The 12,911-nt window shown below is 50.4% G+C and carries 11 protein-coding genes; 6 read left to right on the top strand and 5 right to left on the bottom strand.

The annotated features are described in order from the left end of the window. Window positions 1-184: 184 nt before the first annotated feature. Complete coding sequence (pheA, locus tag HY774_11610; GenBank protein ID MBI4749127.1) at window positions 185-478, bottom strand: chorismate mutase; 294 nt, start codon at window positions 476-478, stop codon at window positions 185-187. A gap of 791 nt (window positions 479-1,269) precedes the next feature. Between pheA and HY774_11615 the strand changes: the two genes are divergently transcribed. Beyond that, window positions 1,270-2,463, top strand: coding sequence for a trypsin-like peptidase domain-containing protein (locus HY774_11615; protein ID MBI4749128.1), 1,194 nt, complete (start codon window positions 1,270-1,272; stop codon window positions 2,461-2,463). Window positions 2,464-2,754: 291 nt separating this feature from the next. Beyond that, window positions 2,755-3,252, top strand: coding sequence for a hypothetical protein (locus HY774_11620; GenBank protein ID MBI4749129.1), 498 nt, complete (start codon window positions 2,755-2,757; stop codon window positions 3,250-3,252). A 45-nt stretch (window positions 3,253-3,297) separates the two neighbouring features. Here HY774_11620 and HY774_11625 read toward each other — a convergent pair whose 3' ends face one another. From HY774_11625 to HY774_11640, 4 genes are all read right to left on the bottom strand, one after another. Continuing rightward, the gene (locus HY774_11625; protein ID MBI4749130.1) at window positions 3,298-4,680 is read right to left on the bottom strand and encodes a sigma-54-dependent Fis family transcriptional regulator; all 1,383 of its coding nucleotides are present in this window, start codon (window positions 4,678-4,680) and stop codon (window positions 3,298-3,300) included. 220 nt (window positions 4,681-4,900) lie between these two features. Next, on the bottom strand, window positions 4,901-5,377 hold the full coding sequence (locus tag HY774_11630; protein MBI4749131.1) for a hypothetical protein: 477 nt from the start codon (window positions 5,375-5,377) through the stop codon (window positions 4,901-4,903). Window positions 5,378-5,392: 15 nt separating this feature from the next. After that, window positions 5,393-6,943 (bottom strand): HAMP domain-containing protein, encoded by a 1,551-nt coding sequence (locus HY774_11635; GenBank protein MBI4749132.1) that lies wholly within the window; start codon window positions 6,941-6,943, stop codon window positions 5,393-5,395. Window positions 6,944-7,066: 123 nt separating this feature from the next. Next, window positions 7,067-7,336, bottom strand: coding sequence for a hypothetical protein (locus HY774_11640; GenBank protein MBI4749133.1), 270 nt, complete (start codon window positions 7,334-7,336; stop codon window positions 7,067-7,069). A 229-nt stretch (window positions 7,337-7,565) separates the two neighbouring features. Between HY774_11640 and HY774_11645 the strand changes: the two genes are divergently transcribed. From HY774_11645 to hslO, 4 genes are all read left to right on the top strand, one after another. After that, on the top strand, window positions 7,566-8,519 hold the full coding sequence (locus HY774_11645; GenBank protein ID MBI4749134.1) for a hypothetical protein: 954 nt from the start codon (window positions 7,566-7,568) through the stop codon (window positions 8,517-8,519). 137 nt (window positions 8,520-8,656) lie between these two features. Beyond that, window positions 8,657-9,952, top strand: a complete 1,296-nt coding sequence (locus HY774_11650; protein ID MBI4749135.1) for a hypothetical protein — start codon at window positions 8,657-8,659, stop codon at window positions 9,950-9,952. Window positions 9,953-10,307: 355 nt separating this feature from the next. Next, complete coding sequence (locus HY774_11655) at window positions 10,308-11,258, top strand: MoxR family ATPase (GenBank protein MBI4749136.1); 951 nt, start codon at window positions 10,308-10,310, stop codon at window positions 11,256-11,258. 308 nt (window positions 11,259-11,566) lie between these two features. Beyond that, window positions 11,567-12,481, top strand: a complete 915-nt coding sequence (gene hslO, locus HY774_11660; protein ID MBI4749137.1) for an Hsp33 family molecular chaperone HslO — start codon at window positions 11,567-11,569, stop codon at window positions 12,479-12,481. The last annotated feature ends 430 nt before the right edge of the window (window positions 12,482-12,911 follow it).

Here is a 12,911-nt window from a genome sequence, read left to right on the forward strand (position 1 = left end):
ATGGATTGGAATGAAGAATGAAGCCTTGTTAATACCATTTTAGAATGAAGCTATCGTATCAGAGAACAGTTAAATTATTTGATCAAATAGAGTTAGTGGACTGCTGACTACGATCTACTGACTACAAACTGGTATAAGTATATGCTATTCAATGAAATAGCTTTTTCATCATTCATAATTCATTTTAGCGATGAGGAGCGGCTGAGTCAGCTTCTTCCAGTATTTGATGTTCAAGTTGACGGGACTCACAAATAATACATTCAAAAATGCGTTGCAAGGCGTCGGGTTTGAGCGGTCCAGGGTTGGTCGTCCGAATCCGCGCATGGATTTGTGCTTCTCGTTCTGGAATATGAACCGGAAGGTGGGCCATCTGCTTCAACCGGGCAATTTCGGCGACAAACACCGCGCGCTGGTTGATCAGTTTGACCAGTTCATCATCTATTGCATCAATCTGTTCTCGCCAATGTTGAAGATCCATAATTTCGGGCCACAAAAATGACCAGTCAGCCAGAACGCACATTGGTTCTGGAAGTACAGGTTTGACTGACAGGATAAAGAAGATGATTGAGAGGGAGGTGGTCGCGTTTTCAAACGATACGCACCCTGGTTTCAGAAGGCAAGGCCGCCAGGTGACCAAAATGACAAGGTGACCAAATGACAAATGACAAGGTGACAAGGTGACAAGGTGACAAGGTGACAGGGTGACAGGGTGACAAGGTGACCAGAGGAAGAGGACTGTCCAAATTTTTCTGTAACCAGTCAATTTAACCTGGAAAAACCAGGTGATCGGCTTATCTAAGCTTGAAAAACGAGCTAAAAATCCAGTTTAGCCATTTAAACAAAAAACTGAAAAGTCTCCAGAGGAAAAAGCATCATTTTGGTATTTGTCACCTTGTCACCTTGTCACCTTGTCAGTTGTCACCTTGTCACCTTGTCACCCTGTCACCTCTGTGGCATCTCGCCCCACCCGATACAAGTTTGCCTCAGGTACAACCGTGAATCATCGAATCGCACAGTTGGTTGATTCGCTTACTTCTTTGGAACGAAGCAGTTGTAGCCATTGGCCAGTTCTTGGAATGATTGGCACGACAGTTGCTCTTATGCCTGGCGAAAGAAGAAATTGATGTTTGGAAATGCTGATGAAGACGATTCGGTGTGGGAACTATAAGCCTGGTTTGGTCTATACAGGTTTTGCTAGACACAACTCAGGTGAGTGCCGCCGCCGTCAAAAAACAAAATCTTTTAACATCGTCGAGGAGACTCAACTGTATGCGAACATTTTCATTTCGACAGGTTTTATTGATTGTTTTGCTGGCTGTGGCTGCCAATACCATTGTCTCACATACCTTGATCGAGTATCGAACCCGGCCAACATGGGCAGCCTCGCCGGTGACTACGCCCGCCCGTGAAATCACCAGTCCAACGGTTGCCTCAGATGAGCAAAACAACGTGGAAATCTACCGCCTGGCCAGTCCGGGTGTCGTTCACATTACCAGCACGGTGAATGTTCAGAGCTTTTTTGGGGCGGTTCCCCAGCAAGGAACCGGTTCCGGGTCAATTATTGATGAGAAAGGACATATTCTGACCAATTATCATGTCGTGCGGGATGCCAATAACCTCGATGTGACGTTGTCTGACAAGAGTACCTACAAGGCGCGTCTGGTGGGAGCTGATCCAGATAATGACCTTGCAGTTATCCAAATTGATGCTCCGGTCAATAAGTTGAATGTCATGCAACTGGGGACATCCGGCAGTCTCGAAGTCGGTCAAAAAGTACTGGCCATTGGAAACCCCTTTGGGCTGGATCGAACTTTGACCACCGGTGTCATCAGCGGGTTGAATCGCCCACTTCAGACTGAAGACGGACGTACCATCGAAAATGTGATTCAGACGGATGCTTCAATTAACCCTGGGAATTCCGGTGGGCCGCTGCTCAATAAATTTGGTCAGATTATTGGAATCAACACCGCTATTTACAGTCCAACCGGCTCCAGCGTTGGGATTGGGTTTGCCGTGCCAATTGACACGGCGAAACAGATTATTCCGGAACTGATTGCTTCAGGGAAAATTCGACGTGGCTACCTTGGCGTGACCACGGCGCCGCTGACTCCGAAAATTGCCGAACAATTTAATGTCCCAACCAAACAGGGTGTCGTGGTAGTCAGCGTTCAACCAAACAGCCCGGCCAGTCAGGCTGGATTGCTGGGAGTCCAACAAGATCAGGATCAACTGGGTGATGTGATTGTAAAAGCTGATGGGAAACCAATCGAAACGCCTGATTCACTGGTCAAAACGATTGGAACCCGCAAACCAGGAGACCGCGTGACCTTAACCGTGCTGCGTGATGGGCGTGAACGTCAGGTCGAAGTCACGCTGGCTGATCGCCCGCTCCAGATTTCTCAAAATCGCCCCCAACAACGCGTCCAGCCTCGGGGCAATTTGTTTGATTGGTTTCGCAAATAAGCCTGAAGAATGAAGAATGAAGAATGAAGAATGAAGGGGTGAAATTGAGATTTTAAAATCAGCCACTCACCGGCAGCAGATTCAGCGACTGAAATTCGGGGAGGTTGATAAATCGTTTGTTTCCAATAAAATTTTTTCAACCCTTGACTGGCATCACGAATCATCAGGTGGTTTCTCAATTCTTCATTCTTCATTCTCAATTCTTCATTCTTCTTCATTCCAGCATGGGGTGATGGTGTGATGTCACCGGTAACAACTCAGGAAAAAAACAGAAAACTTTTTTGGAGAAGGATGAAAATTGTTTGTTTTGCCGGGCTGGTTTGTATTCGCCTGGCTACCTGTGCCCGTCATAAACCGGTTGAGGAGATTGTCACCATCAATGCTGGTCGCCCAATCGTAACCGAGCCAGTTTCAGTCTCCCTCAACTCACCTTCTGCTCAAATATCCCCCCAGGTCTCAACCATTGAACTGATCGGTGATTATCTGGCTGAAACCACGGTGTATCTTCAAGAAGAACAACAGCTTGAAGCTCTGACCACCCTGACGAAAGCGGAACAAGTCACTCGCCAGATGATGGATGAGAACCAGACAAAAGGTCCATTTGAAATATCGTTGCAAACTCTGATTCAAGAGCAAGAGCAAACTGAGCGTGAAATCCGTGGAGGCAATATTGAGGCGGCACTCCAAAATCTTGACCGTCTGTCACAAAGCCTGAGCCAGCTTGAATCGTCAATGCTCCCAGATCTTCAAGGGGCTCCGCCGCCAGCCATGGCTGTTTCCCGCAAGTAGTCTCCGGTGGTGGCTACAAAAGCGGCGTCAAGCCGCCGCACTCCATTAAGTTTCTCCATCCAGCTTGATTCCAAAGCGTTCGGCCATTCGATACAGCGTCCGGCGATCAATTCCCAAAATCTCAGCCGCACGGGTCCGGTTACCGCCAACCTGTTCCAGGACGTGAAGTAAATAGCGACGTTCCAGTTCATCCAGCGTTGGAAGGTCCGCATACAGCACAAGCAGCGGCGATGGTGATCGGGTAGCTCGATGCCGGAGTTCGCTGCTTTGTAATTTGGGCGGCAGGTCTTCTGGGGCGATTTCATTGCCACGGGCGTGAAGGGCGGCATATTCAACCGCTGCTTCAAGTTCACGCACATTTCCCGGCCAGTCATATGCCACAAAAATAGCCAGGGCCGACTCTGAAACCCGGAGTCGGCGACCAACCGAGACCGCCGCCTTTTGTAGAAACCGCTCGACCAAAACCGGAATATCCATTCGACGGTCACGCAGGGGAGGGACATTCAGGGTGACCACACTCAGCCGATAAAACAGATCTTCGCGAAAAGTACCGGCTTTCACTTCTTTTTCCAGGTCGCGATTGGTCGCCGCCACGATGCGGGCGTCCACTTTGGTCGTCCGTGACGACCCAACCCGTTTAATTTCACCTTCCTGGAGCGCCCGCAGAAGTTTGACCTGCAAGGCGGGTGTCGTTTCCCCAATTTCATCGAGAAACAAGGTGCCACCTTCGGCTTCTTCCCAGAGACCTTTGCGATCACTGGCGGCACCTGTAAATGCTCCTCGAACGTGGCCAAAGAGTTCGGCTTCCAGCAGGGTTTCGGTCAGCGCGCCGCAATTCACGGCAATAAATGGTTTATCAGAGCGAGGACTATGCGTGTGAATTGCACGGGCGACCAGTTCCTTCCCCGTGCCGGATTCGCCCGTAATCAGAACCGTTGATCGTGCCGGAGACACCCGCGCAATTTCCTTATACAACTCAATCATTGCCGGGGCTCGCCCAACCATGCCGGAACCGGCATACCGTGCCAGCAGTGATTCGGAATCAGGTGCGGAACCTGCCTGGTTTTTTTGGCTGTGGTGTTCAAGGGCACGGCTGGCCGTGGCAATCACTTCGTCCACTTTGAACGGCTTGGAAATAAAGTCCCAGGCGCCCTCGCGTGAGGCATCCACCGCTGTTTCCAGGGTGCCAAACGCCGTGACCAGAACCACCGGGCAGCGATCCCGAAACTGCCTGACCAGATCCAGGCCGGTTTGCGCTGCCTCTAAATTAAAATCGGTAATCACCAAATCAAACTGTTTTTTCTGAAACAATTGAATGGCCTGCTCCGGGAGTTGAGCGGTTTCAACCTGCCAGCCCTGATCGGTCAAAATTTCTTTGAGCAATTCACACGATGCCGGATCATCATCAATGACAAGTATTTGTTTCATATGAGTTTAGTGAAGACGTGAAAAATAGCGAGATAGTGAGTAGCGAGTAGCGAGTAGTCAATCAAATCCAGTGTACTCAGATTGAGGTAATTGATAACAATTTATCGCTGACAAGATAAGATCAGTTGAAGGATCAACCAAATTTGAGATGTTTGGTTTACTACTCGCTATCTCGCTACCTCGCTACCTCGCTATTTCGCTATCTCGCTATTTCGCCCATTTAATTCAGGACACCTTCAACACCAATGTGGCTTTGGATTGAAAAGACCGGTTTCCATGGGTACTTGTGCATATCCAGAAATGTCCGGCATTCGACCGGTACATAGAGTTTGATTTCATGGCCAGCGGCTGAAATATCAACCCGGATGGTGTTTTCAAATAGCGGTTCGCCTGAAGCAAGCCCGGTGACACAGGAAAACGGGATGAGCAACGGCGGATGTGCAATTCTGAAAAAGAGTAAAGGTTCAATATAAATTCCTTGATTGCCAAGGGTTACATTGAGACAACGTTTATAGCGGGTCCGGGAATTGATAAAGGCTGAACACCGTGGATAGGTCGTTCCCGGAGGACGACGTTCGCACCCGTAGTGTTTGGCAATGGTCGCCCATCCGGATTGAGCCAGAAGCACAAAGATCGAACTCCAAAACAGGGGAAAGACCACCAAAACTGCCAGGAAAATTACAATTGAAGGCCACATGAGGATTGCCCTTGTTCAAATTGGAAAAGAAAGCCGGAAACACGTTCCTTGCCCAGGGGTGCTTTCGACATCAATTTGACCGTGGTGGTCGCGCATGATCTGGTGAACCACAACCAGTCCAAGGCCAGTTCCACGACCTTTTTCTTTGGTGGTATAGAGCGGATCAAAGATCCGGGCTCGAACCTCATCCGTCATTCCACACCCAGTATCAATCACGGAAACAACCACTTGCAATGGGTCACCGCAGTCTGATGATTTGAGTTCGGTTTGAATCGTCAGCGAACCCCCCTCTGTCATGGCATCCATTGCGTTGTTGATCAGGTTGAAAAAAACCTGCTGGAGTCGGTCAGGATTTCCCATCACGGCTGGGAGCGGGGATGTAAAGTGGGTGATCAGGTGAATATCACGTTGGTGAAGGGTTGGCGTCACCACGTCAATGATTCGGTTGAGCAGGGTTTCAAGATCAACCGGGGCCACTGGTGTGGCTTCTGAGCGGGTCCGATCCAGCATGGACCGCACAATGCGCTCAATCCGCGCAATCTGAATATTGATGGTTTCAAGCCGTGAGAGGGCTTTCGGGTCTTGTTTGAGGTTGTTTTGCAGAAGTTGCACGTGCCCACTGATCAGGTTGAGCGGTGTCCCGACTTCGTGGGCAAACTGGGCGGCGGTTTGACCTGCCACCGCCAGACGCTCCATTTCCGAAAGGCGGCGTGAGAGTTGCCATAATTCACGGTTGGCCGATTCCAGTTGCTGGTTGCGTTCAGAAAGTTCCTGGGTCGCTTCGTTCACCTGTTCCTGGAGCAGCAGTTTTTGGGCTTCGCGTTCCTCAGTCATCTGCCGGACTCGCTGAATCATTCCATTAAAATTTCGGGTCAGGAGGCCAAGTTCATCAACCCTGGTTTCCGAGATTTCAACGGCCAAATTGCCGGCTTCCACTTCATTCATGGCCTGTAAAAGTTGTCCAATCGGACGATAAATCAGGCGGTCAAAGAGCGTGAATGTTCCAATCGTAATCACCATGACCGCGCCCAGGGCAATCCAAATTGACATTTTTTCCGACTGGGCGGCAATGGAGGGCGTGTCGTCAAGTCGTTCGATCAACTCGACGGCACCGCTTAACCTGGAGCCGGTAAACACCGGGGCAAAGACTCGATACAGCGAGGCATGGGTGCCTTCGGGGCGTTGTTGAACGGTCCGCGACGGTAATCCGCTGCGCAGCAAGGTGATTGTTTCTTCAGGGATATTCTCGGACGGAGCTTCGCCGGCAGCGGCCACTTTGACATACACCGCCCCGACCCGTTCCCAGATGCGAACGGCATTGACGCCGGAGCGGGCATTTTGCATTAAAACCACCGCCCGCTCCAAAATTTGGGGATCGCGTGGGTAGGGAAGCTGACTGATTTGCGAAGCCAGAAAACTGGCCTGGAGTTCAGCTCGGGCACGCTGTTCATTGCGGAGGAGTTCCGCCGTGTGCGAACTGCTGATGAATCCGCTCAAAATCAACACCGCAACTGTGATGGCCGAGGTGAGGAGTGTGGTTTTTTGATGCAATTTAAGTGGTGGCATATTCTTTGGGGCTGAGGGCTGAGGGCTGAAGACATCGAGCTGAGAAAATCAGGGCTGAGGGCTTGGGGCTGAAGAAGATAGGCTGAAGTCTTTGGATTGAATTGCTTCTTCATTCTTCATTCCCTAAATTTCGCCCAAAATACTGATCTCTTCCCTGGGTTTGGTGATGTCCAGAGGGTTGATTGAGCCAAAACCAAAGGACATAAAGGACATAAAGGACGAAAAGGACCTGGTGGAAGTCAGTTTTGTGGGAGTGACCAGGAGAGTTCGGTACAGTGTGAGAGCGGTCATCGCTTGACCGACGCTCCATTGGCGAGCGATGTCCCGGACTGGTCGGCACTGATCTTTGATCAAGGTGGTGCTATTTTGGGCGAAATTCAGGTCATTCTTCATTCTCAATTCTTCATTCTCAATTCTTCATTCCGCTCTTCATCTTCAGCCGTTTTCTTCAGCCCGAAGTTCTTTTATGATGTCGGTACATCATTGACAAGGGATGAAGCATCCATCGTGCCACGTCTCTTCTCAATTCAAGTTGTTCATTTCACATAATCATTCATTTTGACGCCAGACTATCAAGGCTCGGCGTCACAACCTGTGTATTGCACCTTTCGAAGGAGTTTGTATGTTGCTCAAAGCACGTCGTGCCGCGTGGGGAACCGCGCTGATCTGCCTGGTATTGTTCGCTCTCCCGTTTTCAAGTCTCTTTTTATATCCCGTATCCGCCGGACAAGCGAAGAAAGATGATGATGGTCGCAAACGCGTGGCGGTCATTCCCCAGGATGATAGCCGCACCTGGACCAAAGACATCACCGTTGCTTCGCTTGAAGACGCCCTCAAGAAAACCGGTCGGTTCACAATCCTCACCCGTTCTGAACTCGATGCCGTGATGTCGGAACTCAAAATTGCCAATTCCGATGTCGTCAACCCAAAAGACGCCGTTCGCATCGGCAAGGCGCTCTCGGCTCAGTATGTGATCCTCGCCCGTTGCCTGGGTGTGGAAAACAAGTCGAAATCTGGCGGTTTTGGGGGCATCAAAATCGGCAGCAGTGAAATGACCTGTGCCCTTCAGATGCAGATGATCAACACGGAAACGACGGAAATTCTGGCCTCGGAATCCTACAACAAAAAGAAAAAGACCGGGTCGTCGTTCTCTGGCACTTTTGGCGCCTCAAAGGATGCGGATGCTGACACGTTGAAAGCCTTTACCGAAGCTGTCAGCGAATCTGCCACTGACTTTGCCGAAAAACTGGCTCTCGCCACCCCGCTGGAAGGTCTGGTGGTACTGGTCAAAGCCGACCGGGTCGCCATCAATGCCGGCGCTGATAAAGGCGTGGTTGAAGGCCAGGAATTTGAAGTCATGATCGAAGGCGACCCGATCACGGATGAAAATGGAAACACCATTGGCTATGACCGAACCAAAGTTGGCGTGATCCGCGTGGTCCAGGTCGAACCCAAGCTGGCCTGGTGTACGCTGGTTCAAACCTTTGACGCCAAGGGCACACCGGATGCCGCACCAAGCACCAGCCGAATCGAAAAATTCCATAAGGTCCGCCAGATTGGCAAAGGCCACCGCTAAAGAGATGGGTCAGTACCACCTGCGTAAGCGGGTGGGTATTTTCCCAGTCGAAATGGCGATACTGACAAATCCTTTTCGTCATAAGGGCACAGGTTGAGACTGTGCCCGTTTGTTATTTTCCGAAGGAGGAAGTAGTTGTGAAACCATTGATGAAGTATGCAACCCTCGCGCTTGTCATCCTGCTCGGATGGGCCATGTCAGCCCAGGCTGAAACCCTCAAACGTCGTTACACACTGCCCTTTAAAGGTGGAGCGATGCGCACTGCCTCTCGCAGTCAGGCGCTCAATCAAGCCAAACAACGCTTTTTAGCCGATTTTCTCAAAGACAAATTTTCGGAAACCGTTATTCAAGAACATCAAGAAGAAATTGATATTGCCCTTGATCCGCCAACTGATTACGTGCTCGATTTTCAGGTGAAATCAGAAAAAATTAATCCTGACGAAACTCAAATCACTCTCACGGTGGAAGGAAACCTGGATTTGCCCAAAATGGTCGCCGCCCTGGTCAATAACGATGTGTTGAGTTTTGGCGACAAGCCGCCACGGGTGATGGTTATTCCAGCCGGGAGTTTTACCGATCCGCTCACCGCAAAAAAACTGCGGGCCATGATTTATGACCAGCTCAAACAGGCTGGCCTCCAGCCAGTGGCCTTTGAAGGCATTACCGAAGTGACCGCCGCCCAGATCAAATCGTCTCCGGAAGGCGTGCGGATGTTGGCCAAAAAAGCGCTTGAGTACAAAGCTGATTACCTGATGCACTTTGATGTCGAAGCCGATAATCGTCCGTTTAGCCAGGGCGGGTATGTCTGCGATGCCAATTTCATCTACACCTTGATGCGGCCCTATGACAACACCATCCTCGGTGAATCGCTGTTTTCAGAGCGCGGAGGCGGAAATTCATCAATGGTGGCGTTTACCAATGCCCTTGAAACCGTGAAGGATCAACTGGTGCTGCAAGCGGTTGGCCAGCTCTTTCGGTCAGTTTTTGAAGACAGCGATGTGATTACCGACACCAAACAGCTCAAAAATGCGTTTACCCTGACCGTCTTCTTTAAAGATAACCCCGGTCAGGTTCAGGCAATTATTGATGGTTTGCAGGCACTTGGCGCCAATGTCCAGCTCGGTGTTGGTGCCGGGGCAGGTGACCGGCTGCAAATTGAAACCACGATGGATCAACTGACGCTGTATAACTACCTGAATGACCAAACGTTTAGTGCGAATGGAGTGAAATTCAAGTCGCCAGTGGTGGACTATACTGAAAACACAATTTCAGTTGAAATCGTCAAAGTCGGGGCGCCGGCGAAAAAACCGGTTGTCAAAAACACCCCACCACCTCGGAAGGAGCAGCAGGCTGACCTTGGTTCAACCGGCAAAAAAGGGAAACCCATCATTTTGAAGCTCAAAGGAAACGTTCGCCCACCGTCATTTGCGTAGTCGGGCTGAAGAAAACGGGCTGAACAAACCAGGGCTGAGGGCTGAAGACATTGGGCTTGGGGCTGAGGGCTGAAGAACTGATTTTATTCATCGCTTGCTTTGCTCCGAGCTTGTGAGTCTTTCTACCCCAAGCCCCAAGCCTGGTTTTCAGTTCCAAGCCCTGGTCTGAATTCCACTAAGCCCGGTTTACGAACCGCATGGTTCGAATGCTATAATCCTGACCCTCTGCCTTCATTTTATATTTCGCATACCGCCAGGAATCATCCGGTCATAAAATTTTCCGATGCAGAGACACCATCAGAGCCAAGGGTTGAAGGAGACATTTGTGAATCAACAGGCAGACGTAGCGACTCGAATGAGCAAGGCCGAAACGACCCGCCAGTTACGCCAGTTAGAAGAATCAATTGAATCAGTTATTCGTGGTAAACGTGAAGTTGTCCGTCTGGCGCTGATGACGTTGCTAGCCGGAGGTCATCTTTTAATTGAAGACGTTCCCGGTGTCGGCAAAACAACGCTTGCCCAGGCGATGGCTAAATCATTTGATTGTTCTTTTCAACGCATTCAATTTACCAGTGATCTGCTCCCGTCCGATATCGTGGGCTTGAATGTGTTCAATCAACAAAACAACCAGTTCGAGTTTCGTCCAGGCCCTATTTTCGCCAATGTGATTCTGGCGGATGAAATCAACCGGACAACGCCCAAAACCCAAAGCTGTCTGCTTGAAGCCATGTCTGAAGGGCGGGTCACCGTTGAAAATCGAACGTTTCATCTGCCCCAACCTTTTATCGTGCTGGCGACCCAAAATCCGGTTGAGCACCATGGCACTTATCCCTTGCCTGAGTCTCAGCTTGATCGCTTTTTGGTGCGGTTACGGATCGGCTATCCGGATGCCAAAGAAGAAAAGCAGATTCTGCTCAGTCAGATGCAGGTACACCCAATCGAAGCTCTGACTTCAGTCATGCACTCAGATCAAGTGGTTCACTTTCAGGAAATTACCCGAAACATTCAGGTGGATGACACACTGGTGGATTACCTGCTGCGAATTATCAACGCCACCCGCGAATCGGAACTTCTGGAACTCGGGGTCAGCCCACGTGGCAGTCTGGCGCTGTTTCGGGCGGCTCAGGCCATGGCGGTACTCGACGGACGGGACTTCTGTTTACCGGACGATATCAAACAAATTGCGATTCCAGTCCTTTCACATCGGGTGATGATCAACCCGCATTATTCGAGTGGTCGTCGCCAGACAGATGAAGCCGAGTCCGCACTGGAAGAAATTTTAAAAGGCGTTGCTGTTCCAGTCTAAGGAAATTGGGTTCGGGGTTGGGGGTTCGGGGTTCGGGGTTCGGGGTTCGGGGTTCGGGGCTTCGGGGTTCCGGGTTCCGGGTTCCGGGTTTTCCGGGTTCCGGGTTCCGGGTTCCGGGTTTTCGGATTTATGTCCTTTTCGTCCTTTTCGTCCTTTTCGTTATTTCTCTAACCTCTAACCCCAAACCCTGAACCCCAAATCCTGAACCCCAAACCCTGAACCCCAAACCCTGAACCCCAAACCCTGAACCCCAAACCCTGAACCCCAAACCCTGAACCCTGAACCCTGAGCCCTGAACCCTATCTTTCATGGTAGTTTCAACCTCATCTCAACCAGATTCTTTACTTTATGCCCTGGCCGCCAGCGATACCGTTCGTTGCGTGACGGCGGTAACCACCCATCTGGTGCAGGAAGCCTGCAACCGTCACCTGACGTGGAAAACAGCCTCGGTTGCACTGGGCCGGGCCTTGACCGGCGGTGCACTGATTGCCAGTCAGCTCAAGGAGTTGGAACGGTTGACCCTCCAGTTTCAAGGACGCGGGCCGCTTGGTTCAATCACGGTTGATGCTGATGCCCACGGGCGGGTCCGTGGGTTCATCCAAAACCCCCAAACTGATGTGCCGCTCCGAGAAGATGGCAAGTTTGATGTCGGCGGCGCGGTTGGGAAGGGCGTGTTGCACGTGATGCGGGATGCGGGTTTTGAAATCGGCTTTATGAAGGATCCGTATCGAGGATCGGTGCCGCTGGTTACCGGCGAAATCGCGGAGGATCTGACCTTCTATCTGACCAACTCCGAACAAATCCCGTCGGCCATGGGGCTTGGTGTCTACATGGATCGTGGGAGCGGGCACGTTCGGGCGGCGGGTGGTTTTCTGGTTCAGGTTTTGCCTGGAACCAGTGATGAGGTAATTTCACATCTGGAGCAGGCCATTCTCCAGGCTCCCCCGAGTACGGAACTTGTCAGTGCCGGAGCCAAACCGGAAGATATTATGAACATTATTCTGGGCGGGATGGATTACCGGGTTCTGGCTGAAAAACCGCTCAAATTTGAATGTACCTGCTCATATGAACGTGCCCTGACGATTATTTCAGCTCTGGGAGATGTCGAAGTCTGCGACATGCTCGAAAAAGATGGGCAGGCTGAAATGACCTGCCACTATTGCAACGCCGTGTATCATCTTGATGCGGAAACCCTTGCCCGTATTTTGAGCGGCGAGATTTGACTTGTTCAGTAGCTTAGGGACTGTAAACATACAACTTCCCGTTTTTATCGAAAGTCACCCGGAGAGATCCAATTTCAGAACAGGAAACCACGAAATACACGAAAAACACGAAAAAGAAATCCAAAGACTTCAATGGGGTCTGAGCTTGTGTCAGAGGTACTTATCCCATTCTGCAATAAATACCTTGTATATTGGGACGGCTAAACTATTGAAAAAACCGTATTTTCCTGAACCCTGAACCCTGAACCCTAAATGGTAGAAAAACCCTGATTCGCTCAGGGTTTTCTTTTTTAGCCGCATGGCGAATGAGCATTTTTTGCAAAATTCTTCGCGTTTAAGAGTAAGGCCGGCTAAGGAAAAACCTCACCCGTAATGACCTTCGATGTTTTGACAGGTTTTCATCTTCTTTAGAGCCGGCTCATTTCATTAC

It is taken from the genome of Acidobacteriota bacterium, from assembly GCA_016208495.1.
Taxonomy (GTDB): domain Bacteria; phylum Acidobacteriota; class Blastocatellia; order Chloracidobacteriales; family Chloracidobacteriaceae; genus JACQXX01.